Here is a 24,678-nt window from a genome sequence, read left to right on the forward strand (position 1 = left end):
CTCAACCTCAGTACTGACGGGCGTTTTTCAGCTGCGTTAGCGTCTGTTCTGCGGCCTGGCGTACCGCAGGTGATTCAGCCATCTGCGCATCGCCGGTTCGCCACCATGAGGCGTAATCATGGGTCATGGTTTTCGGCAGTACTTTGATGTCCAGCAGCGTCGGGCCGGGATGCGCACGTGCCGCCGCCAGCGCCGCCAGCAGGCTTTGCTCATCATGAACCTTCCACGCACGACAGCCGTAGCTTTCGGCATTTTGGGCAAAATCGACCTTCACCAGCGGCCCGTCCAGCCGCCCGGTTTGCGGGTTGCGATGGCGGTTTTCGGTGGCAAAACTGCCCATCCCATGGCCCATTTGCAGATTGTTAATGCAGCCAAAGCTGGCATTATCAAACAGCAGGATGGTGACTTTTATGCCCTCCTGCACGGCAGTTTGCAGCTCAGAGTGCAGCATCATGTACGAACCATCGCCGACCATGGCATACACCGGCTGCTGTGGCTTTGCCAGCCTGGCCCCGACGGCGGCGGCAATCTCGTACCCCATACAGGAATAGCCGTATTCCAGGTGATAGCTGTCCGGCGTTTTAACCTGCCACAGTCGCTGTAAATCTCCCGGTAACGAACCGGCCGCACCCACCACAATTGCGTTATCTTCAATATGCTGGTTGATAAGCCCCAGCACCCGCGTCTGAGTCAGGCGGGTATTGAGCGTGTCGCCATATTCCGCCAGCTGCGCATCAAGATGCCCTGCCACTTCGGGCACACCATCAGGATGCCAGTCGCGCGTCCATAAACGCTGGCACTCTTCACGCCAGGCCGATTGCGCGACAGCAACCTCATCTCCCCAACGACTACGATACGCCTTCATGGCCTGCGTTAATGCGGTCAACCCAGTTTGGGCATCGGCAATCAGCGCGGTAGCATCCAGCTTTAAAGCGTCAAATTCCGCCACGTTCAGCAGCAGAAATTCCACGTCCGGGTGCGAGAACAAGGCTTTCGAACCGGTGGTAAAGTCGGTAAGACGTGTGCCAATGCCAATAACCAGATCGGCCTGGGTTGCCAGTTGATTCGCCGCCATGCCTCCCGTCACGCCGATACCGCCCAGGTTAAGTGGGTGGTCACTTACCAGCGCGCCCTTTCCTGCCTGGGTTTCAGCAAACGGCAGATGCAGCGTCTCGACAAATGTGCGAAACGCATCATGTGCGCCGGCATAACGCACGCCACCACCGCACACCACCAGCGGGCGCTGTTTACGCGCAATCAGCGCCCGGGCCCTCTCCAGACGCTGAGCGTCAGGCGGTCGGCGTTCAATGTAGTGAACACGGCGCGCGAAGAAGCTACGCGGATACGCCCAGACCTCACCCTGCACATCCTGCGGCAGGCAAATCGTCACTGCACCAGTATCTGCGGGGTCAGTAAGCGTTCGCATCGCACTTAACATCGCACTCATTAACTGCTCCGGGCGGTTAATGCGATCCCAGTAACGGGAGACCGGACGGAAGCAGTCGTTGGTGCTGATGCTGAGATCATGATACTGCTCAATCTGCTGCAACACCGGGTCCGGCTGGCGGCTGGCGTAAACATCCCCCGGCAACAGCAGCAGCGGAATGCGGTTCGCCGTAGCGGTCGCCGCCGCCGTCACCATATTGGCCGCTCCGGGACCTACCGACGATGTCACGGCCCAAATGCGCTGTCGGCGATGCTGTTTGGCGAACCCTGTCGCCATATGCGCAATACCCTGCTCATTACATCCCTGCATCACCTTCAGATGCCCGGCATCCTGCTCCAGCGCCTGGCCGATTCCGAGCACATTACCGTGACCAAAGATGGTCGCCACGCCCTCCACAAAGGGCGTTTCATGTCCATCAACGCAGACATATTGTTGATTAAGGAATTTGACCAGCGCCTGGGCCATGGTCATACGTTCGGTTTGCATAGCTCCTCCTGTCAGCCCAGCGTCGGCATGGAGAACGCCGCGCCCGTGTCCTGCTGCATTTCCGGCCAGCGTGCGGTGACGGTTTTCATTCGGGTGTAGAAACGCACGCCGTCGTTGCCGTGAACGTTAAGCGCACCAAAGATAGAGCGTTTCCAGCCGCCAAAGCTGTGGAACGCCATCGGCACCGGGATCGGGACATTCACCCCAACCATCCCGGCCTGAACCTCTTCGCAGAAACGACGCGCGCAGCCGCCGTCACGGGTAAAGATAGCCGTGCCATTACCATATTCATGACGGTTAATCAGTTCCACCGCGCTGGCGTAATCTGCTACCCGCACCACAGAAAGCACCGGCCCGAAAATCTCTTCTTTATAGATGGTCATCTCTGGGGTGACCTTGTCGAACAACGTCGGCCCGACAAAATAGCCCTGTTCATGACCTTTGACGCTAAAACCACGACCGTCAACGCGCAAACTGGCGCCCTGAGCTTCACCGCTATCAATATAGCCGAGTACTTTGCTGCGGTGCGCCGAGGAGATCAGCGGCCCCATTTCATTTTCCGGCGTCTGGTCGAGGCCCGGCCCGACGCGCAGCGCCGCAATCTGTTGTTCCAGTCGGGTACAGAGTTCATCTGCCGTTTTATCGCCAACGGCCAGCACCACGGAAAGCGCCATGCAGCGTTCGCCTGCTGCACCATAAGCTGCGCCCATAATCGCGCTGGTCGCCATATCCATGTCGGCATCCGGCATTAAAATGCAGTGGTTTTTCGCCCCACCCAGCGCCTGACAGCGTTTACCGTGAGCCGATGCGGTTTGATAAATATATTCTGCAATCGGCGTTGAACCGACAAAGCTCACGGCCTGAACCCGCGGGTCGGTCAGCAGCACGTCTACCGATGCTTTATCGCCCTGAACCACATTGAACACACCGTCCGGCAGCCCCGCCTGTTGCAGCAGTTTTGCCAGTTCTAGCACCAGAGAAGGATCTTTTTCCGACGGCTTCAGCACAAAGGTGTTGCCGGTCGCCAGTGCGATGGGGAACATCCACATCGGCACCATCGCCGGGAAGTTAAACGGCGTGATCCCTACGCACACGCCGAGCGGTTGCATCAGCGAGTGGCTGTCGACGCCCGTTCCCACGTTAGCGGAGTGCTCACCTTTTTGCAGGTGAGGAATGCCGCAGGCAAACTCCACCACTTCCAGACCGCGGGTGATTTCGCCAACGGCATCCGAGAACACTTTGCCATGCTCTTCGCTGATTAATCGGGCAAGCCGTTCCATGTTCTCTTCCAGCAAAGCCTTAAAGCGAAACATCACTCGCGCACGCTTAAGCGGAGAATGCCGCGCCCATGCCGGAAAGGCGTCATGCGCCGCCACAACGGCCTGCTCGGTTTCCTGTGCCGTACTCATCACCACCTGGCGGATTTGTTCACCGGTGGCGGGGTTGAAGATTGCCTGCACACGCGGGCCTGAACCGGTGACACATTCGCCGTGAATAAAATTCGCTACCGTCTCCATCCTTAACCTCTCGCTGTTGATACGTGACTGTTACCTGAACACCTTTGTCTGTGTACTATATATGAAACAAAAATTCCATTTTAAGTTGAAATAAAATAAATAATGATTAATGTGATCAAGGATGGATTTTTATGTTAACAAGCGGCATCACCAGATTCATCTGGCTATTCGTGTATTTCATGCGAAGAGGGCTTTGAAGCTTTTGTTTCATTTTTAACAGCAATTGAATCATCAACATTTAAAAGACGCGCCTTTGCGTTTAGAATCATAAGACGATGTAACAGGAGGTAAAATGACGACAGCAACCAGCCTGAACGAGCTGCAGCAGCAAATCCGCGATCGCTACGATAGCCTGAGCAAGAGGCTGCAGCAGGTGTCCCGCTATGTGCTGGATAATACCAACAGCGTGGCCTTTGATACGGTTGCCGTCATTGCCGAGCGTGCCGGGGTCCCCCCTTCAACGCTGATACGCTTTGCTAATGCCTTTGATTTCTCTGGCTTCAACGAAATGAAACAACTGTTTCGTATGAACCTGGTGGAAGAAACCGCCAGCTACAGCGACCGCGCACGACTGTTTCGTGAAATGGAAAACGAAGCCGTGCCGGAAACACCACTGGATATCCTGCAGGAATTTGCCCGTTCGAATGCCCAGGCCTTACAGCAGCTGGCGGCCCGTGCCGAACCCGCAATGCTGGAACGCGCCGTACAGCTGCTGGCGGAAGCCGACACGATTTACATTGCCGGTTTGCGCCGCTCCTTTAGCGTAGCCACCTATCTCACCTACGCACTGAGCCATCTGGAGTGCCGTCCTATTCTGCTCGACGGGATGGGGGGAATGCTGCGCGAGCAGATAAACCGCATTAAAGCGAACGACATCGTGGTGTCGATTAGCTTCTCGCCATACGCAGAAGAGACCGTAATGGTCAGTGAAACGGCGGCGAATGCTGGTGCTCGCCAGATAGTCATCACCGACAGCCAGATCAGCCCGCTGGCAACGTTCAGCGATCTCTGCTTTGTGGTGAAAGAGGCACAGGTCGACGCCTTTCGATCGCAGTCTGCCACGCTGTGTCTGGTACAATCGTTAGTGGTGGCGCTGGCGTACAGATTGGGTGATGGCAGCAACGAAAAAAGCCGTTCTGCTGGGTAAGTATGGCAACCAGGCCGTTCCATCGCGACGAATGCCGGATAGCATGTTGTCCAATAAACAGGTATCGGACTCGTCGCGAGCGCAATCATCTTACGCGCTGATTTTGCATACTTGCCTTAACGGCGACTTTGCTCATTTCGCATAATAAAAACAGAAACGTCGGCTAAATGACTTGTGCCAGACGGCGAATACCGTCAACAATAGCCGCGGGTGGATGATTTGCAAAGCCAATCATAATCCCCTGTCGCGCAGCTTCCCCATGATAATAATGGCTCAATGATTGTATTCCCATGCCAAGCATTCTGGCTTTTTCCTCAACATCCTTTCCCGTCAACGAATTATGCAGCCAGCACACAATATGCACACCGGAATCAGAAGGTTGAACAGTCATTTTATCGGCAAGATAGTATTGAATAGCGTTGACCAATGCAGCCCGTCTCTCATAACACGCCTTACGGATTCGACGAACATGACTGGCGTAATGCCCATCTTCAATAAAACTCGCCAGTACAGCCTGCTCAAGATAACTGGTGCCGATATCTGAAAAATATTTCGTCACGACAAACTGTTCTTTTAAACCGGGTGGGACCACTAAAAAGCCTAAACGAAACTCTGGGTACATCATTTTAGAGAATGTCCCGGCATAGATGACCCGCTGATGCTGATCTAATCCTTGCAATGCTTGTAAAGAGCGTTCGGCGTAGCGAAACTCACTATTGTAATCATCTTCAAATATCCATGCCCGGTTTGACCTCGCCCATTCCAGTAGCGCAAGCCGCCGCGATAAGCTCAGCGTTCCACTTAACGGATATTGGTCCGAAGGAACCACATAGGCCAGTTTTGCGTGAGGAAAATGGGTCATACCATATTGAACATTCATTCCCTCGTTATCCACCTGCACGGGTCTTACTATTGCCCCTGTTGACATAAATACCCCACGCGCACCTTTATAACCGGGGTCATCCAGCCAAACTTCATTTCCTTTTGCAAGCAGCGCCCGTGCAGTAATATTTAATGCCTGCTGAATACCGTTGACGATGATAATTTGATCTTCACTGCAGTTAACGCCCCGAGTCGTTTTAATATAGTGGCAAACCGCTTTTCTTAAGGGATGAAAACCACAGGGACTGGTGTGAGAACCCAACTGATGCCGGGATTGTCTCCAGACTCGTCCCAGTAACTTTCCCCATAAGGTATGAGGGAAGAGGTCGGTACACCCCACGCCAATGGCGAAGAGTCGATTGGGTTCACGCCCTTCATAATCCCCTGACCACAATTCATGTACAGCAGCGATATCCGCATTGATCTGTCCCTCTGACGGCAGTTCATCCTCCAGCCTCGTTTTGGGATAGTCATTGCTTATGCTTCGGTCAGGAATATTTTGTGTGACAAAAGTTCCGGCACCTTTGCGCGTCAGAATATACCCTTCGTCTAATAAACGATCATAACCGGCAATAACCGAGTTGCGTGAAATTGACATCATTTCAGACAATGCCCGGGTTGAGGGTATCTTCGTGCCTGGCAGCAAGCGTCCTTCCACAATAGCGTTACGCAGAGCATAGTAGACCTGTTCCTTAATAACGCCCTGTGCTAAAAAAAGCTCCTGAAATAAAGGTGCCGTGTTTTTTTTCATGACATTTACTCTTACGGTAAAAGTGGATCCTGGCAATATTTGCAAAGTGTATCTTGGCGACGGTTTAAACCATATTTAGGATAACCGCCATGCAAGCTGCTCTTACCAAAATATCAGGAAACCTATGACTAACCAAAACACGAATACATCGATTACTCTCGAGCCCGTCACACAACAAGACTATGCCAACTGGCTTCCTCTATGGCTAAACTACCAGGTTTTTTATCGCACTAACATTTCAGAAAAGGTAACACAATTAACCTGGGAACGTTTTCTCAATCCCGTGGAGCCCATTTTTTGTGCTGTCGCGAAGTCTGACGGTAACATTGTCGGCCTGGTGCATTATCTCTTCCATCGCTCAACATGGTCTGAGTCAGATTATTGCTATCTGGAAGATTTGTTTGTTAGCGAAGATGCCCGGGGCAAACACATCGGTAAGCAGCTTATCGAGTATGTTCAGCGGCACGCCCGTAAACGCCATGCTTCAAGATTATACTGGCACACCCATGAAACGAACCTTCGCGGGCAGCGCCTTTATGACTGGGTTGCCAGCAAAAGCGGGATGATCGAATATCGCATGTAAAATAAACGGCAGATGAGGCCATCTGCGGCTCTCTCACAGGGCCGCAGAATGCGCGGCCGCGCCGCTGGGTAACCAGAGCCGTTAAGCACCTTATCCGCCCAGAAAAACGACATATTCCTATATATTATAAGATTAATAATGCAAACAAATATTATTTTTCAATGTGTTGCCAATGTTTGATTTTTTATGAATTTTATTTCCATGACAAACTATCCTACACTTGTTTTTACGCATATATATAGCAGGAATATCCCATGAACGAACCGCCTGGACACCATCGTTCGTTGTACAGAAAACATATCAGCGATATGCGTTTTCATACTTTCGGGTGATAGCAATTTCGAACAAGCATCTTTTTCATCATTTAAGGAGAGAAACAGGATACCAGAATTGCAACGCATGTTGCCTTGCTGGTAATAAACGAAGTAATTGATTGATGGTGTAGAGTAAAATGAATCAAATACGAGAATCATTAAACAATGTTGTATTCCCGGATAACATGCCTGACTCATGGCCCTATCAGTCCTGGTGTTCCCCGGCAGATATTGACACCGATATTACCTGGTATTCTTTTACTGAGCTTGATTTAACACTCAACGCCTGGCTAGGACAGAACGCCTTAATCCCTGTACGGACGTCGGTTTGGGGGTTTGTCTATGAGAATGAACCATTAGTCCAGATAAATATCAAAGATGATACTGCATTTATTGCAATTAATCGGAGATTCTACTCCTGGGTAATTATTGTTGCAGGAACGTATAACTTAAATATCAGCCTCGATTTATCCACGATTTTTAAGCACACGGCGTTAGCCGATACGGCGCTATGCATGATTGCCAATAGAGTTGATACTCAATCAGTAGAAATCTCACTGAACACAGCAAAATCTTTTATGAACTTTGTTTTTTTCCATGAACTGGTTCATCTAATATGTCGTCATCATGATTTTTTTAAGCACAATGGAAATCAGCCGTCCTACATCAGAACCATGGCATTTATTGCCGATTTTTTAGCTTTCGAAAATTCGCTTATGCCCTTAAGCAGTAATAACACGGCGCACAAACGAAATAGAGATCTGGAAATCGGTACCGCCCGCTGCCTTGGTTTTATAATAGCCTGCTATTTTATCATCAAAACCAAACAAATGAACACCGTAAACGTCTACCCTACGGTAAATGAAAGAACTATCTTGTTGCTGAGCTATATATTATCACCCTATTTAAAAAGAGGCGAATGGGCAAACATGTTGTTGAAGCATGAGGCCAGAGGAATAATGGATGCCTATACCCGACGAAGGAAATTAGGATTTAACTTAGACAATGATGATTGCATCATCTCTACTGATTACGCCACATGTCATTGCAACTGTAGTCAATGCAGTGCTTTCGCCACAGAGATATACACAAAGGCCAGATCATTAAATACCGAAGTATTAAATCATATGGATGTCTACGCTGAATGTTTCTCTAAGAGCAGAAACATAATTACCTATCCAAATCTGGGGACGATAAACAATAAAAAATCTTATTTTTGTGGTTTAAAACACCCAATGTTATTTTCATTAGAGAATTCAATCAAGCGATTGATTTAGTCCACTTGAATGCATTAACGCCATGTGCAAACGACAAAAACTCATCAGCGCGGCACGCGAGGATGTTAACCCTAACTTCCAACTGCCTGCAGAATTGATGTTACGCATCGCCGCACAATGTGGTCGCGATGAAATCGCGGATGCGCAACCCATTAGGTCAGACGCATAAATCTTACCACTCACATCGTAAACCTGGAGATAGAGCCAAAATGACACCGCCCTCCCGTTGAAAAACCACATACAAAAGGAGTATATCCATACTGACGTTTATACTCCTGTGGTTGTTTTAATTTTACGCAACGCTTTCTACTACAGTAGAAAACGTCATCCCGTTGATTGAGATAATAATCATTAAGATCATCTTTAATACCATAATAAATACCACCAACTAATCATTATGGGGATATTAGAGATAAACAAAATGAGGCATGGCAAAAAACATACTACCCATGAATGCAATAGCGCATTTATCGCAACAATGCAAAACTCTGGATTGATTATTAATGAACAATCAAAAACTACCCAATCGCCGTTATGTCCTGTATAGTTAGTAACGTTAAGCGTTTCTCTGCTGTCAGAACTTACTATAATTCTTTATTTTCAAGATATTACTATGTTTTTTCATTAATTAAGAAAATGAGTTTAATAACACGCATATCTGACAACCCGTCATTTAATAAAAACGTTGTGTCAGAAGCATTAAAAATACTAAACGCATAAATTTTATACATGTGAATAATTCTCATATTTATTTATTGAGGTTTAGAGGTCCTATGTTACAAACAGATTTTCTCAAGAGCAGTGCCAGCATCATTCACAATAAAAAAGTGAAAATGGATAAGTACTGGAATACTTATACGATGTCACTGTTAAAGCAAATCGTACTCACTGAAAACACTTACTATCATCAAGTTGTGCCCTGCCAAAACAGTAGGTTAATGATCACGCTTTTTGGTAGCATTCAGTTTGATATCATACGCACAAGCAACTTCGGCAATGTTACGATTGATTATCAGTTACATGCTCAGGGGTTGGAACATTTGACCATTCCTTCCTCCAGCATCAATGAAGAAGGTCTGCTTGATGGTGCCATCCCTCTGTCAGATAAAACTAAAGTGTTTGAACACTACCTGACTAAACTAAAGCCTTTATACAGAACCTTGTCAGAAATATCGTTGCAGGATAACTCATGATTGTCAGACCCGAACAACATTGGCTCAAACTCTTATTTTCGTGGCGGGGTTCGGTCATGAAGAAGATATTGCCAAAGTTGTTCTTATTCTCCATGTTAAATGCCTTATATTTATTCATTATTCCGTTATGGCATATGCATGGAATAATCGCAAAAGAGAACCCGATTGCCTTTATTGGCATTTCTATTTCGATATTTCTTGGCTTCCGCAACAATGCGGCATGGATGCGTTACTCTGAAGCCAGAAATTTGTGGGGTAATTTATTAATTACGGCACGTTCATTAGTTCGTGAGATTAAAAACACCACACCGGCAACCCAGGCGGAAATACTCAGCGTCGTTCATTTACTCGTGAGTTACTGCTATGCTCTGAAATCTGCACTTCGTCATGAAAGTACACCAGAGATAGTGTCAAACTGTGCTCCACATCTGCGAGAACAACGTAACATAACCACCCCCTGCAATGCTCTTCTGCTGGAGATTGGCGCGTGGCTTCATCAGCATCGGCAGAACGATCTTAACTATCAAAACTTAAATCAGTATCTCAATACTATCAGTACTATTCAGGGCGGTTGCGAGCGTATCAGTAATACCCCGATCCCGTTTGCTTATACATTGATATTACATCGCACCGTTTATATTTTTTGTGCCATTTATCCGTTGCTCATTATCAATAATTTTGGCGCACTATCCGTGCTGTTTTCATTGTTTACCACCTATGCTTTACTTGCACTTGATGCGATTGCTGCAGAACTGGAAGACCCCTTTGGTTGCGAGGATAACGATCTGCCGTTAAATGCCATCTGTAATGCGATAGAAATCGATTTGCGTGAAATGGTCGGCGATACGTTATTGCCCGCAAAAGTTAGACCTGACAAATACTATCGACTCGTTTGATACGACACTATCAGACAGGCTTCGGGTTACGATGAAGAGGCGGCATGAACTGTCCAGCTTTAAGGGGTCAGTCCATATCGTAGCTTTTTGCGTTCACACCGCATCTACAATTAGTCAAACACCCCGTTAATCACCGAGGTCACAATCGCGGTGCTCAGCGCAATCAGCACCAGATTGTCGCCCACCACCTGCCATTCGTAGCCGGGGTAATAGGGCAATTGATTGAGCATCGAGGCCGGAACGTTCTTCTTCGCAATACCCGGAGGCAGCGGCTTGCCACGCGCCAGGTTTTTGGCGATGCCAGGAGGAAGCGATTGATACCCGGTCAGACCGTATTTGACCGCATACTGTCTCGCCACATTAAAGCTAATATCGCTATCAACATGATCCGGCTTGCCATAATTTTTACGTTGTTCAGATTGCTGATTGTTTTTTGAACTTGAATTGCCTTTCTGACTATTACCGCTATTACCCTTGTTACCATGATTACCGCTGTTACCGTTCCCGTTTCCGTTACTCGGGTTGGCGAAGACAGGCATGGTACACATCGTCATCGCGGCAACCGCGACCAACGCGGTGGCTAAAATACGAAACCTGGACATGATGATTCCTTAATATGGAGGTACCTTTAAAAGGTACGATATCTCGTCATTGCCAGCCATCTCTATAGTTCCGATTTATGTGCAAAAAAAGCGGTCCCGGCCTTGGGTCAGAAAGATGCAGCCAGAGCAAATAAGAGTAAGGCAGTTACCGGTTCATCAGGCATAGATATGCCCTGACCGGCTATAAATACTTCCTCTTCTCTGCGCGAGTGTTAAACTGGAAAGTGTGATCTTCATCATAACCTGCTTAAACAGAGAAAAGAGACACTGCTATGCAACATATCATTGAGGGTTTCCTCAACTTCCAAAAAGAGATTTTCCCTCAACGTAAGGAACTCTTTCGCAGCCTGGCCTCCAGCCAGAATCCTAAAGCACTTTTCATCTCCTGCTCAGACAGTCGTCTGGTGCCAGAACTGGTTACGCAGCAGGAGCCAGGACAGCTTTTCGTTATCCGCAACGCGGGCAATATCGTCCCTTCTTTTGGCCCGGAACCGGGCGGTGTATCTGCCACCATCGAATACGCGGTCTTGGCGTTAGGTGTGACGGATATCGTGATCTGTGGGCACTCCAACTGTGGTGCGATGAAAGCGATTGCTGAAAGCCAGAGTCTGGATCCGATGCCTGCGGTGGCCCACTGGTTGCACTACGCCGATGCGGCGAAAGCGGTAGTCGAGAAGAAAACCTGGGATAACGCAATCGACAAAGTGAATGCCATGGTGGAAGAGAACGTTATCGCTCAACTGAATAATATTAAAACGCATCCGTCTGTCGCTGTCGGACTGCGTAATAATGCGCTGCGTCTGCACGGTTGGGTGTACGACATTGAAAGCGGTGAGATCCGTACACTGGATAAAGACAGCAAAACGTACGTTTCACTGGCAGACAATCCGCAGGTGCATTTCGAGTAAAATCTTTATCTGGAGCAAGGATGCTCTGGCAACGTCACGCCGTCCCCTCCCCCCGCCACTCGTTCCGTAAGTGGACAAAAAACGCGCTTGCGACTAGCTTTTAAACTAACCGTTAATGTTGCCGTATGGCACCCGGTGAATTGAAGCAATAAAAGGAACTCGTGCGAATGCAGGCCAAATATAAAAAAATAATAAATATGCTATTTTATCATGAGTCATGGGACATCATGATTATCAAGGATAATGGTTCGCATACCTTTCCTACTAACACGTTGGATATCCTGAAGCGTACCCCTGCGCAGCAGCTAAAAAAGAAATACACCTTTCAGGCCGATCCTTTCATCATTGAAAGAGATAATAAAGTTTATATTTTTTATGAAGCATTAAGTTTTCGCAACTCAAAAGGAATACTGCGCTGTCGTATACTTGATGCCGACTTAGCAGAACTCGATGATATGAAACTCGACGGCTTTGATTATCTAAAATGCCATTTATCCTTTCCTTTTGTTTTTGAGGTCAATGATCAGCTTTTTATGATCCCTGAATCATCGGAAAGAAAAGAGGTTATTTTATTTCAGTGCGTAGATTTTCCGCAACGCTGGAAGGCAATAAAAGTTTTAATCTCGGGAGAAGCATTAACCGATAACGTATTTTTTGCACTACACGGTACCTGTTATCTGTTCTCGACGACAATGAATAATGAGCTGATGATCCATACTGCCGAGAGCGTAAGCGGTCCGTGGCAGAAAATCACGCCCGCCTTACAGTTGAGCAACCTGCATCAGCGAGGCGCAGGCGCGCCCCATAACATCGGTAATACACTGTACTTCCTCACTCAGGAATGTACGCCTGAGACCTATGGAAAATCAATTTACATCAAAGAATTAGTCACGCTAAACGCATTTGCTTTTACTGAAAAGCTAATTACCCAGGTCAATGCAACCATTAACCAAAGTGACGGTGTACATACCTTAAACTTCACGAATAACTATCTTGTCTACGATAGTAAAATAAACACATTTAGTTTTTTCTCGATACTCAAAAAAATATCTTATAAGTGCATGGTGAAATTCAGAAATTTATCTCTTACCCGACGCCACTCATAGCACTGTATTTATAGCCGTGGCCTTGGTGAGTCAACACTCTTTTTCATAAGACTTTCTCTGGAGGCTGTATGGCAATTCTTGTCACTGGTGGCGCAGGTTATATTGGTTCACATACCGTGTTGACGCTTCTCGAAAGAGGTGATGAAGTGGTGATCATCGATAACCTCTCGAATGCCTCACAAACATCATTACAGCGGGTCGCGGAACTCACCGGCAAGGAACCGATTATTTACATTGCCGACGTTCTGGACAGAGAGGCATTAAAAACGATTTTCTCACACCATGATATTACCGATGTCATTCATTTTGCGGGATTAAAATCAGTTTCAGCATCCATAAAAGAACCTCTTGCGTATTACAATAACAATGTCACCGGGACGCTGGTTTTACTGAGTGAGATGCTGACTGCGGGTGTTCACAGCCTAATCTTCAGCTCTTCGGCAACGGTCTACGGAGATCCGGAAAGCGTGCCGCTCAGCGAACAATCGCGCACCGGGGGAACAACGAATCCGTATGGCACCTCTAAATTAATGGTCGAACAGATTCTGGCGGATTTTTCCCGCGCACACCCTGAGTTTCACCTTACCTGCCTGCGCTATTTTAACCCCGTCGGTGCCCATCCCTCGGGCCGAATCGGTGAGGATCCAAATGGTGTCCCCAACAACCTGGTTCCCTATATTTCTCAGGTCGCGATTGGCAAGCTTGAAACCGTGTCGGTGTTTGGTAATGACTACCCAACCCCGGATGGCACTGGGGTACGTGATTATATTCACGTGATGGATCTGGCAACCGGTCATTTAGCGGCTTTGGATTGCCAGAATAAAGGTGCAGCCTATAAGGTGATAAACCTCGGTACCGGCATCGGCTATTCGGTGATGGATCTTATTGCCGCCTTTGAAAAAGCCGCTCAACGAAAAATTAATTATCAGATTGTCGCGAGAAGACCCGGAGACATCGCCGAGTGTTGGTCTGACCCGTCGCTGGCGCGCGAAGTACTGGGCTGGCAGGCTACCTACACGCTTGATGACATGATGCGCGACACCTGGAACTGGCAGAAAAATAATCCTGATGGTTATCACGCTTAACACCCATCAACAATGAGCCTGCGGGCAGGCTCATTGTTGCTAATGGCTAACGCGCCGTGATCGTCGACACACGATACCATCCGCTGCTCTGCTTCCCTTCATTGGCAAAGTTAATTCTCGCGGCGCCCGACTTATCCACGATCGCCACTTCAATGGCGTATTTTCCTCTCGGTAACGCACCGGGCATAGGGAGTTGATAATTCAGCTGATGTTGACCCGGCAGCCAGCGACGAATGTCTTCCGGTGAATTTCCCTGAGCAACAACATTGTTAGCATCATTAATAATACGAAATGACAGGGTGTAAGGAAGGTAAATCGGCGCAACGCCGTCATTATACCAGGTACTGATCAGCGCCAGGCTGCGACCATTTTCCCATACTGACTCATGGCTCAGAGAGGCCAGACGAAAGCGATAGCCCAGCCTGGTCAGTGCATCATCGACAATCGGCCGATACTCACTGGGCACCGTTCGCGATTTCAGGTTGATGGTACTGGCATGATGCTTCACCGCCCAGTCAAAAATCCCCTGCACCTCTGCGCGCGTATAATGAAAAAGGTTCTTCCAGTCCAGCATATACGAGCAAATTTCCAGACTCACCGGCGATCGTTTCCAGGCATCGTTTAATCCCGAATAGCTGCGCTGTGCGGCCAGCAATCGTTGCGGATAATCATCTGCCATGTGATTCCAGTCATTGGAAAACACACGCAGGTCGCCCCAGCAGTCCGCGCGCCATCCAGCTCCTCGCGCCACCGCATTGGCCAGGCTTTGCCCGCCGCTCATCAACATAATTTTTGGCGTTACGGGAAATGCAGCAAAGTGCATGGCGACGTAGCGATCTAGCTGCTCGGTGGTATATCGTTCCAGCAAGGGTTGTAGCACATCTTTCGGGAAGTTGCTGTTATGCCATTCTCCCCACGATCCCACCATGCCAATATCGACAAACGCCAGGTTCTGATTACCATCGTAGCGCTTGCCAAAAGCGTTCAGCAGACGTTGGCTGTAGGCTATAAACAGGGGATCGTCGAGATCCGGGATAAAGGTTTTATGATCGGGCGTCCATTTTCCTTTCACCCCTTTTTTAATCAGCCAGTCGGGGATCTGCGAGCCGCTTTCGGGCTCCGCAAGGGCCATAAACCGCAGCCCCACGTTCATCGCGGGCCGATGCGCCGCCGCATATTTGAAGGCATCATCAACCAGCACAAAATTGTACTGGCCTTCCACTGGCTCCAGTTCCCGCCAGTAGAAGCGTTCATATTCAAACCCGGTATTGGGGTAATCCGCCAGGCCCAGCGTTTCACCATAACCCTGATGAAAACTGGCCACCCCTATCCCGGGGTTGGTCAGCGGACCGGTTACGGCTTTGGGAGTGACGGTGGTTAATGCAGCCATGGCCGTCAGCGGAAAGAACACACTCAATAGCGCCAAACCCCATTGACTCTTCATCACCGTAACGCCTCCACCCGTTGGTTAACGCTAGTGGTTTTTCAGGCTTAGCCACCAGTCCCAAATACCCACGTGAAAATTCTGGAAAACATCAATCCCCAATGCGGATTTGATCATGTACAGCGCCAGCAATACACAGCAGGCGACAAACAGCACCACAAACAGCAGTAACAATGTGACCAGGATATTGGATAGCGCCGATTCCCGACGATGCCAGTGACGTAAATCCCTGCCAAACAAAAAGACCAGGTAAAAACGTCTCCCGAAAAAGGGAAAGCTTCTACGAATATCAACCCGGTGTCTCGATCCCAGGGTGATGGCAAGTACCGCTTTCTCGACGCCGTCTTTTTGTTCCGGGGTCAATTCCTGTGAGATTTTCTCATCCAGTTGAGCATAAAATCGTTCAATGACGGGCGGTCGGTTCTGAGAGTTGGGCAAAATTAACCTATATTTTTATCAATAGCGTGATAGACGCTGACTGTTTGTCTGGCGATTTCATGCCAGTTATAGTTTTGCAAATATACACTATAGTCAACGTTATTGGCGGCCGCCCATCTCGCCATTTTCCCGGCCAGACTCGCCAGATTACCCACCTGAAAATATGCATCAGCGGGTAGCTTGACCTCCAGATTCGCCGGAATATCGCTCACCACCACAGGCAGAGAAAATGACATGGCCTCCAGCAGTGCTATCGGCAACCCCTCATGATAGGACGGCATGACAAACAGTTTTGCCTGTGAAAACACCGCCTGCAGCTCATCGCCGCGTAAAAATCCGGTCATCACCACGCCTGGCGTATCAGCGGCCTGCTGTTTGAGACGAATACTGTATTCGGTCGGGTGATCCGCATCGCCAATTAACACTAATGGCATCGTCAAACCACTTTGTTGGTAGGCTGAAATGGCATCATGCATGCCTTTTTCTTCCACGAATCGCCCCACCACCACAAGATAGTTTTTCGGCTGGAGACCATAACGCGACAGCGTCTGGTGAAGGGTATGTTCTGATAATGTTCGCGGTGCGTTCACGCCATTGTGAATTAAATGCGCATCATAGCGGCGATGCTTATTCTGGATAAGCTGATTAATAACTTCAGATATTACAATCACTTCACTCGCATATCTCACTGCCCAGCGTTCACCGAGCAATAATATTTTCTTTGCCACATACCCCCATTTCTGGCGGTCGTAGTCAGGTCCATGATGGGTGAAAACCACCTTCTTGCCCAGTAATCGCAATAACGGAACCACTAACCCCGGACCAATAGCATGGACGTGCACGATAGTCGAGCGGTCAAAACAGGTACTGAACGCGGCTAAAACGGAATGAACAATCGCTTCCAGCGAGCGTTTTTTAGGTGCCCACAGCGCATGGGTTTCGACATTCTTATACGATGAACGGGTGTAATTCACGTACGGCGAGCGGGCGATAACACAAATATCAACATCGCATAGCCGTTTAATTTCCGGATAAAGATGTTGGCAGTGCGTTTCCACCCCACCCAACACATCAGGAATACCGCGCGTGCCAAATACCGTTATTTTTTTACGCATATTATGGCCTGCCCAACAGTTCTTTATACAGTGCCTGCAACGTTTCCATATGACCGCTGAGCGCATATTTCGCACTCAGCCGTTGACGTCCATTGATGCCCATTACCCGTGCTTTCTCCGGGTCTTCGACCAGCATATCCATCGCCTCTGCCAACGCCTGCGCATTACCCGGCGTAAATAATATCCCTTCAATACCATCGCGAATTTGTTCAGGGATCCCGCCAATACGCGAGCCAATGACCGGCTTGCTTAATGACATTGCCTCTAACACCGCCATCGAACAGTTTTCATAACATTCCGAAGGCAGGATCACCGCCCGGGCATGTTTAATCAGTTGGTCCAGGGCTTCCCCTTGTTGTACATAGCCTAAAAAATCCACGTCCGGATATTGGGCAATCAACTCGTCATGTAACGGGCCATGACCGACAATTTTCAGCGGCGCCGGGTTACGCATTTTCTGGTGAGCGGCCAGCAACGTAGCCACCCCTTTTTCACGGCTCAGGCGGCCAAAGTACAGCATATAACCTTCATCGCCAGTCATCTCCACGGGTCGGCTGTCATCCACGCCATTGACGATGACATCGATACGCGAATGCGGCAGCACACGTAGCAAAATGCCGCGTAAAAATGCGCTGGGGGACACGATCACATCTAGCGCCTGATAATTTTGTGCAATATATTGCCAGGTAGCCTCTAAAGAGAGCAGTAAACTCCTGGCGGCAGACCCTTCCTGACAGCGGTATCTGAAAGCATTGAAGACGGTCCCGGTAATACAGGCATCGCACACTTTCCCGTCGCGTAGCATTGAGTATGAAGGACAAACAATTTTATAGTCATGGGCGGTCAGCACCGTTTTACAGCCAAAATTGCGTGCGACTTTAATTAACGCTGGCGTTAGCTGATGATAGATATTATGAAAGTGAACGATATCCGGGCGTTCTTTTTGCAGCAAGACCTGCATTTTTCGACAGGCTTCGGCGTTATGAATAAAGTTAACCGCCGTTTTAATACCGCCTAACAGGTTACTGTCTGTATGGTAATCAACATTTTTGACAAAAAAATCCGCATACTCCGAGGGGAAATTTTTCTCATGCTGCATCGAAAAATCAATCACCTCCACGCCGGCCTTTTTCAGCATCTCGCGTTCCTGAAAATAAACCGTTTCCGCCCCACCCTTTATAAAGAAAAACTTGTTAACCAATAAAATTTTCATTACATCCGCTCTTTTTATTGTTGAATGATTTTACTGTTGGGCGGCGTCAGCGGATCGCGCACAGGATGAAGACACCCTTTCAGCAATCCCGCGGAACGGACAATCATATTAATGACGCTTTGAACCCCATCGCTGAGAGAACGATTTTGCACAATTTTCCACAGTGTGAACGCCAGTAATGGCAGCAACACCAGGGTAATAATGCTGCCGTTGACGGTGACCAGTGCGGCAAGCAGGATCAACAGATACAGCGCAAATACCGCCTCATTTTTGACCATCTTGAGGGCGCGGGTGAAATACGGTGTTCCAAAGCTACAGCGCAACAGTTCTCCCGGCGCCTGGTAATAGTCGCTTAACCATCGATGCTTCAACATTTTGAAGGTCGGCAGGGTGTGTGACGTATGGCTAAAATAAGGAATATCCAGACGGCGCAGTTTGTAGCCGGCATCGGTTAATCGCAGCCCCAGCTCAGCCTCTTCATACGCATGCAAATTCCGGTTGGTCAGATAGCCAATCTTTTCAATCGCCGCGCGACGATACAGCCCGCCACCGCCTAAATGGTCACAATCGCCCACGGGGTAGATCTGGTTAATTCGCTGTTTACGGGATTTGAACTCATAGTTCACGGCATCATCCATTTCGACGGTTCCCGCCACGCCGGCATACTCTTCGTGCGTCTGTAAAAAGGCGACCGCCCGATCGACAAACCCGTCTTCCAGCGCCATATCGCCGTCCATCAGCAGCAGATATTCGCCTTCGCTATAAAGGTAGCCCAACTGGTGTCCGACGCCGCAGCAGCGATCGCCCGGCTCCGTTAATGACACCACCGTCACCCCTTTATTCACCGCCAGTTGCTGGGTGCTATCTGTCGACAGGCTATCAGCCACAATAATTTTATGCGGATATCCCACCAGCTGTCGGCGAATGCTGTCGATGGTTTTCTCAATACCTTTCGCTTCGTTGAGCGTTTTAATACTCACCGAGATAAACGGGATATTATCCATACCCTCCTCCTGCGCTGCGAAGAACGGTGCGACGAATCACTAAGCTTGAACCGAGCGATAAATAGAACAGGAACTGTAGCATCGGCGTTATCATCAGGATCTGGCTGTAAGGTAGGCTCACTAAACACGCGATCGCAAAAGCGTTGTACGCTGGCGCAAAGCTCAACAGTTGCAGATCCTGCGGGTCCAGTTGTTCCAGCGCCAGTACCGGTTTTGGCTGACACACTTTTAGAATATAAATAAACAGACCGATAAACAGCAGCGTGCCAATCACGCCAATTTCCCACAGCAGCATACTCAGCGACGTGGAGTCCAGGATCAGGTTATAGACAATATTCAAAAATCCAGGTGATACCGAACTTCCACTGTTCGTGGCATTCAGGCCGTAGCCAAATAGCGTGCCGGACAGTCCCCATAGATCGTTATTTTTAAGCCAGAACAGAAACGTCGTGAAACGGCCCAGTTCACCGGTCGACATGATGTAGTTGGGATCAAAGATATAGCTGAGTGAATCGATAAAAACGCTGAAGGCGCTTTTGGTCGGATCACCGCCAAAAGCAGACGAATAGTACCAGGCCAGAATCATCACCGACAGACCGATGAGTACCAGCATGCCGATAACAATCAGCAATAACGTTTTGAGATTGATTTTACTGACGTCTTTAACATAGCTCGGCGAAATCCACACCCAGGCCAGGAACAGCGGTGAAAGCAGGATGACAAATTTCACTTCACCAATAATACACAGCCCAAACCCAAGAATAATATGCAGCGCCATCGATTTAAACGTCGTCAGCCCATGTTTATATTCCGAGAGCTTAAGCAACATAATCAGCAGGCAAAATAACCCCATTGCCGCCGTATTACCGCCACCCATCGGGTCACCGCCGAAGGTCCCGACCACCGAGTCCCATTTTTCCTCTTCGCCGCGCTGCGCCACGCGCTGGGGAACCACCAGTAATACCTGATAAATCATCACCGGGACCTGGGCGTAAAACACCCAATACAGATAGCGCGTTGCCCGATAAATCTGTGATTCCCGGCAGAATCCCAGCAGTAAACAGATCATCACCAGCGACAGCGCTATCTCGTTTTTAAAGGCCACAATCGCGACGGTTATCCCACCCAGTAGCAGGGTTGACGCCCCCGCCAGCAGCAGAAAAGAGAAGTACAGCGCAAGAATGATGGTCTCCTGGGCATCCAGGTGCAGCGGGCTCTCACGCGTTTGCATCACCATTAATCCCACCATCAGCAACGTCAGGAAAAACGGGATCCACAGCACCGACTGCATACCGGTAAAATATTGCACCAGTCCACACAGGATCAGCGTGATAAAGGTATAGGCCTGTAAATAATATCCGGTATTCAGGGTCATAATATCACCGGCTTGTCTTTCAGCAGATTAGCACGCTGGTTCATTTTGAAATAAATAAACCCATAGCGAATAAATGTCAGCGCAGAGAACAAAATGACTGACGTGGCATAGTCTTTATAAAAATAGGGCACCACCACAAAAGCAACTAACACAATCGCCAGCTGTTCGAGCTGAATACGCAAAAAATAGCGATGGGAGCCAAAAATAAGTTCAATTACCGTAAGCGGGCTGATTGCCAGCGCCGGGAACAAATAGGGCAGCATATAGCGGGATGTCTCAATGGAGTTAATCCAGTCCTCGCTAAACCCCAACCGCATCACGATGGGATAAAAAATAAATACCCCGAGCGTACAGACCACCCCAAGCACTAAAAGTAGCAAACGCACCTTCGTATATTCTTGATAATTAAAGGTGTTATTTCTGAAATCAATAGACCACTTGGAGAAAATGGTATTGCGCACCGCATTGCCGATGATCACCACCGGTGCCAGGCAGAACCGACTGACGACGGAAAAATAGCCCGCCGTCAGCGCCGAGAACCAAAAGTTAATCAGCATAATCGGTAAATTGCTGCTGGCCATCGCCAGCACCTCAGCGCTGCCGACCTTGCTGATGTGATGAATATTTTGCTTAAAGAATCGCCAGTTATTCAATGGATGCAGATGCCTAAACGTCACCGAGCGGATATCAAACGAATGCAAAATACAGCTCGATGTCAGCAGGAGCATCGCGCACGCCCACGACCAGTAAAAGGTCTGTACCTGATGCGTGAGCAGTACCGAGAGCACCACCACCACCGAAACCGAAATACGCTGAAAAATCAGAAAATAAAAATTGGCCGTGCGCAGCGATAAATTTTCTGAGATTAACGCCCACGCCGTAGAGAGCGTCAGTAAATAGAGAAACAGGCTATTCTGGTGAAACAACCACGCGGTCAGTACGGCGTAGGGCAACGCAATCAGCGTGCTCTGCAGCAGACAAAACACCACATTTTGCGCGAGACTGTCGTCCTGCTGCTTAGGAATCAACAGCTGTGAGGCAAAGGTGCAAACCTGCGCCCCCACCACGGCAATACTGTAGTTGAGCGCATACAACCCAACTTCGGCCATGTCATACTTGTGTGAGATCAACCAGATAGACAGCGCACCAATCAACTGCGAGATGATTGATGAGCCAGCTATCGTGGATGCGCTCTTCAGTAGACTCATACGCGACCTGGTGTCGTCAACACTTGGTCAGTGCTGAAGTTCAGTGAACGCAGCCCTTCTTGCGTTTCGAGATTTTTTTCTTCCACCCCGTTCAACACCGCGCCAATCACCACGCCCTGATTATCCTCAATCTTATCCAGCGCGCTGGCGATCGTCTGTGCCGTCCCCACCCCGGCTTTCACGATGAAAATAACCCCGTCGGCAGCACGCTTAATCAGCTGAATATCCTGGCTCTGATTCACCGCCGCCACATCAATAATAATGCGCTGATAGCGCGACTTCAGTTCGCGCATCAAAGGTTCTACATTTTCCGACGACAGCATCAGCAAAGAGGAGATGGTGGACTTACCACGCGGGATAAAATCAAGATTCTCATTTATCCTAACCCGCGCGTTCTCCAGCACGATTTCGCCCCGTAGCAGCTCCGCCATGCCCGCAGATGCCGGTGTGGCAAGCTCATTCGTCAGGCCATCGTTATTAAAGAAGTCTGCATCAATGAGCAGCGTTTTCTGATCGAAACTAAAGGAACTTGCCAGCAAATTGGCCAGCAGGGAACGCCCTTCACCGTGCCCGGCAGACGCCACCGCAACCGTCTGTAAAGGCCGGCTATCCAGCATTATCCGGGTACGGATACCGTGAATAATGTCGGCATTCAGCGGGTTCTTCAAAATCATATCCCGTACCTGCGCGCGCCCGGTTGTCCCGCTAAACCGACGGATTTCACCCAGCGGGGTGACGTTAAGGCGTTGACTCATACGACTCAGGGTGCGAATCGAATTGTCCATTGCTGCTTTGACGATGAAGTACATGATGCTAAACACCACCGCCATCAGGACCACCATCACCAACAGCAATGACTTATTCGGTTTTACCGGTTTTAACGGCGGCACTGCAGGATCGTACAGCACGGCATCTGCATTGACACCGGATAACGACAGTTCCTGAGTGCGCTGATACAGCGATTTATAAAGGTCTTCCATTTTGTCTAACGACAGTTTCTGGCTGTTATAGCCATCTCGTTTGGACGCCATTTGCTGGAAGATATCTTTCTGCTGCGCCACCTGCTGCTGATAATTCTTTTCATCCGCCAGCGCGGCCAGATATTGCTGACGTAAGCCAACTTTCAGTTCGCCCAGCACCCGCCCGGTTTGACTTTGGATCGACTGAACGTCGGCTTCCGCTTTTAAAATCGTCGCGTGTTTCGGCCCATACAGTTTTCGCTGTTCCGACAGCGCGCGCTGCGCCTGAATCAACGCGATACGTAAGTCCTGAATCTGGGCGTGGTCAGAAACCGAGGGCAAAGAAATGATGCTCTCAAGGGTTCTCCCCCGGCCATTCACTTCGTTATAGACAGATTCTGCGGCAACCCGACGCTGGGTCGCATCGGCCAGACGATTAGTCACAATACTAAGCTGCTCGGTTTCAAAGCCATCAATACCGCGAAAGGTCAGCAGGCCGGCATTTTTCAGGTAGCCATCCATCGTCTCTTTTTGCTTCACGATCGCAGCCTGTAGCTCTGCCATCTTTTCCGCATTCAGCGCCTTCGCGTCCTCCACTTTCTGCCGTTTTTGCTCAACCGTATAGTTGATGAAAGCCTGCGCGACGCCGTTGGCTATTTTAGCCGATTGCTGTGCTGAAGGTGATTCATAGGAAATAGAGGCCAGATTGGTCGTGCGAATGCCGATGACTTTCAGATGTTGTGATAAGGTCTTCAGCGCCTGGTCGACTCTCTGTTGTTGATTATCCCCGCTATTAGCCCCCGCTACGGCCAATTTAGTGCCGGTAAAATCGGGATTTTCATCCAACTTCAGGTCGCGTACCGCCTGCTCGAGAATAATACGTGACTGCATCAGCGCGTATTGCGTTTCGTAATATCCGCTACGCGTTGAATCAAAACCATCCACCTGTGGAAACGGCGAAACGTTATCGGCTTGTGCCTTAATCAGCACCGTCGCCGTCGAGACATACTTTGCTGACATCATGCTGATCAAGGGATACGCCACTACTCCGGCGATAATTCCGGTCAGCGCAATTTTCCAGGCGTTCTTTTTAAGTTCTTTGGCAAAGCGGGAGAGTTCGACTGCGTTTTCTCGCTTTTTGCCGTTTTCCACTATAGAGAGTTTCATCATTAGAAGAACCCCATGCCAATGATCACAACGTCACCTGGACGCACCGAGTGCGTTAAATCCACATTCTCCAGCAGCTGATGACTGCCCGCCTGGCGAATATTGATATCTTTACGATCAGCGCGATCGGTAAATCCTCCCGCCTGAGCAATCGCTTTCTCCACGGTAAGTCCCGGCTCATACGCGAAAGCATTAGGGCTTTTCACTTCGCCTGATACGTAGTATTTACGGAATTCAGCGACGCTAACCGTCACCATGGGATTAACCATATATCCATTACGCAAGCGTTGCGTTAATTCCGCAGTCACCTGGTCCGGCGTTTTCTCTTTTAATGCGAGCGTGCCAATATAAGGAAAATTGATGGTTCCGCTTTTATCGACGATAAATTTCATGGTCATCTCGGGTTCGCCGTAAACCACAATATTGACCGTATCCCCCGCACCAAGACGGTAATCCTCTGCGCTTGCCGCAGGGTCGTCCGTTAATGGTGGCCTGGACGTTGCGCATCCGACCAACAGGATACTGAATAGAAAAAACGCGCACAGTTCTATTATTTTCATT

General features: G+C 49.0%; 21 protein-coding genes. 8 read left to right on the forward strand and 13 right to left on the reverse strand.

The window, feature by feature from the left end; all coding sequences use genetic code 11:
• Positions 1–7 precede the first annotated feature (7 nt).
• Positions 8–1,933: a 3D-(3,5/4)-trihydroxycyclohexane-1,2-dione acylhydrolase (decyclizing) gene (iolD, locus tag QNN86_RS11240; RefSeq protein WP_182269317.1), complete on the reverse strand. Its 1,926-nt coding sequence runs from the start codon at positions 1,931–1,933 to the stop codon at positions 8–10.
• A gap of 11 nt (positions 1,934–1,944) precedes the next feature.
• Entirely contained in the window at positions 1,945–3,450 is a 1,506-nt protein-coding gene (locus QNN86_RS11245) for a CoA-acylating methylmalonate-semialdehyde dehydrogenase (protein WP_414211105.1), read from the reverse strand.
• A 292-nt stretch (positions 3,451–3,742) separates the two neighbouring features.
• On the opposite strand from QNN86_RS11245, the gene QNN86_RS11250 reads away from it, so the two are divergent.
• Complete coding sequence (locus tag QNN86_RS11250) at positions 3,743–4,597, forward strand: MurR/RpiR family transcriptional regulator (protein ID WP_414211106.1); 855 nt, start codon at positions 3,743–3,745, stop codon at positions 4,595–4,597.
• Between the two features lie 163 nt (positions 4,598–4,760).
• Here QNN86_RS11250 and QNN86_RS11255 read toward each other — a convergent pair whose 3' ends face one another.
• On the reverse strand, positions 4,761–6,230 hold the full coding sequence (locus QNN86_RS11255) for a PLP-dependent aminotransferase family protein (protein ID WP_414211107.1): 1,470 nt from the start codon (positions 6,228–6,230) through the stop codon (positions 4,761–4,763).
• A 124-nt stretch (positions 6,231–6,354) separates the two neighbouring features.
• Here QNN86_RS11255 and QNN86_RS11260 point away from each other — a divergent pair, with 124 nt between their 5' ends.
• The 4 genes from QNN86_RS11260 to QNN86_RS11275 all read left to right on the forward strand — a co-directional run bounded on the left by QNN86_RS11260 (position 6,355) and on the right by QNN86_RS11275 (position 10,493).
• Positions 6,355–6,813 (forward strand): GNAT family N-acetyltransferase, encoded by a 459-nt coding sequence (locus tag QNN86_RS11260; protein WP_181617652.1) that lies wholly within the window; start codon positions 6,355–6,357, stop codon positions 6,811–6,813.
• 451 nt (positions 6,814–7,264) lie between these two features.
• Positions 7,265–8,404: a hypothetical protein gene (locus QNN86_RS11265; RefSeq protein ID WP_182269313.1), complete on the forward strand. Its 1,140-nt coding sequence runs from the start codon at positions 7,265–7,267 to the stop codon at positions 8,402–8,404.
• A 773-nt stretch (positions 8,405–9,177) separates the two neighbouring features.
• On the forward strand, positions 9,178–9,597 hold the full coding sequence (locus tag QNN86_RS11270; protein ID WP_279277804.1) for a hypothetical protein: 420 nt from the start codon (positions 9,178–9,180) through the stop codon (positions 9,595–9,597).
• Positions 9,598–9,653: 56 nt separating this feature from the next.
• Positions 9,654–10,493, forward strand: a complete 840-nt coding sequence (locus QNN86_RS11275) for a bestrophin family protein (RefSeq protein ID WP_249417836.1) — start codon at positions 9,654–9,656, stop codon at positions 10,491–10,493.
• 110 nt (positions 10,494–10,603) lie between these two features.
• On the opposite strand, the gene QNN86_RS11280 is transcribed toward QNN86_RS11275, so the two are convergent.
• Positions 10,604–11,095: an anti-virulence regulator CigR family protein gene (locus tag QNN86_RS11280; protein WP_414211108.1), complete on the reverse strand. Its 492-nt coding sequence runs from the start codon at positions 11,093–11,095 to the stop codon at positions 10,604–10,606.
• A 272-nt stretch (positions 11,096–11,367) separates the two neighbouring features.
• Here QNN86_RS11280 and QNN86_RS11285 point away from each other — a divergent pair, with 272 nt between their 5' ends.
• The 3 genes from QNN86_RS11285 to galE all read left to right on the forward strand — a co-directional run bounded on the left by QNN86_RS11285 (position 11,368) and on the right by galE (position 14,194).
• Positions 11,368–12,003 carry a carbonic anhydrase gene (locus tag QNN86_RS11285; protein WP_115257678.1) on the forward strand — a complete coding sequence of 212 codons (636 nt, stop codon included), beginning with the start codon at positions 11,368–11,370 and terminating at the stop codon, positions 12,001–12,003.
• A 167-nt stretch (positions 12,004–12,170) separates the two neighbouring features.
• Positions 12,171–13,109, forward strand: a complete 939-nt coding sequence (locus tag QNN86_RS11290; RefSeq protein WP_182269312.1) for a hypothetical protein — start codon at positions 12,171–12,173, stop codon at positions 13,107–13,109.
• A 68-nt stretch (positions 13,110–13,177) separates the two neighbouring features.
• Complete coding sequence (galE, locus tag QNN86_RS11295) at positions 13,178–14,194, forward strand: UDP-glucose 4-epimerase GalE (RefSeq protein ID WP_279277802.1); 1,017 nt, start codon at positions 13,178–13,180, stop codon at positions 14,192–14,194.
• 46 nt (positions 14,195–14,240) lie between these two features.
• Here galE and QNN86_RS11300 read toward each other — a convergent pair whose 3' ends face one another.
• From QNN86_RS11300 to QNN86_RS11340, 9 genes are read right to left on the reverse strand one after another with little or no spacing between them, the layout of a single operon-like run.
• Entirely contained in the window at positions 14,241–15,638 is a 1,398-nt protein-coding gene (locus QNN86_RS11300) for a DUF4832 domain-containing protein (RefSeq protein WP_414211109.1), read from the reverse strand.
• A 30-nt stretch (positions 15,639–15,668) separates the two neighbouring features.
• Positions 15,669–16,076 (reverse strand): hypothetical protein, encoded by a 408-nt coding sequence (locus QNN86_RS11305; RefSeq protein ID WP_414211110.1) that lies wholly within the window; start codon positions 16,074–16,076, stop codon positions 15,669–15,671.
• Between the two features lie 2 nt (positions 16,077–16,078).
• Positions 16,079–17,191 (reverse strand): glycosyltransferase family 4 protein, encoded by a 1,113-nt coding sequence (locus QNN86_RS11310; protein WP_414211111.1) that lies wholly within the window; start codon positions 17,189–17,191, stop codon positions 16,079–16,081.
• 1 nt (position 17,192) lies between these two features.
• Positions 17,193–18,404, reverse strand: coding sequence for a glycosyltransferase family 4 protein (locus QNN86_RS11315; RefSeq protein ID WP_414211113.1), 1,212 nt, complete (start codon positions 18,402–18,404; stop codon positions 17,193–17,195).
• Positions 18,405–18,418: 14 nt separating this feature from the next.
• Positions 18,419–19,408 (reverse strand): glycosyltransferase family 2 protein, encoded by a 990-nt coding sequence (locus tag QNN86_RS11320; protein ID WP_414211114.1) that lies wholly within the window; start codon positions 19,406–19,408, stop codon positions 18,419–18,421.
• Positions 19,401–20,783 (reverse strand): capsular biosynthesis protein, encoded by a 1,383-nt coding sequence (locus QNN86_RS11325; RefSeq protein ID WP_414211115.1) that lies wholly within the window; start codon positions 20,781–20,783, stop codon positions 19,401–19,403. The genes QNN86_RS11320 and QNN86_RS11325 overlap by 8 nt, the downstream gene beginning before the upstream one ends.
• Positions 20,780–21,991, reverse strand: a complete 1,212-nt coding sequence (locus tag QNN86_RS11330) for a lipopolysaccharide biosynthesis protein (RefSeq protein ID WP_414211116.1) — start codon at positions 21,989–21,991, stop codon at positions 20,780–20,782. The genes QNN86_RS11325 and QNN86_RS11330 overlap by 4 nt, the downstream gene beginning before the upstream one ends.
• A complete protein-coding gene (locus QNN86_RS11335; protein ID WP_414211200.1) occupies positions 21,988–24,117 on the reverse strand; it encodes a GumC family protein in 2,130 nt (709 codons plus the stop codon). The genes QNN86_RS11330 and QNN86_RS11335 overlap by 4 nt, the downstream gene beginning before the upstream one ends.
• A 2-nt stretch (positions 24,118–24,119) precedes the next feature.
• Positions 24,120–24,677, reverse strand: coding sequence for a polysaccharide biosynthesis/export family protein (locus QNN86_RS11340; RefSeq protein WP_096756031.1), 558 nt, complete (start codon positions 24,675–24,677; stop codon positions 24,120–24,122).
• Position 24,678 lies beyond the last annotated feature (1 nt).

Origin of the sequence: Citrobacter sp. C348 (genome assembly GCF_047467975.1) — a bacterium.
GTDB lineage: Bacteria > Pseudomonadota > Gammaproteobacteria > Enterobacterales > Enterobacteriaceae > Citrobacter > Citrobacter gillenii.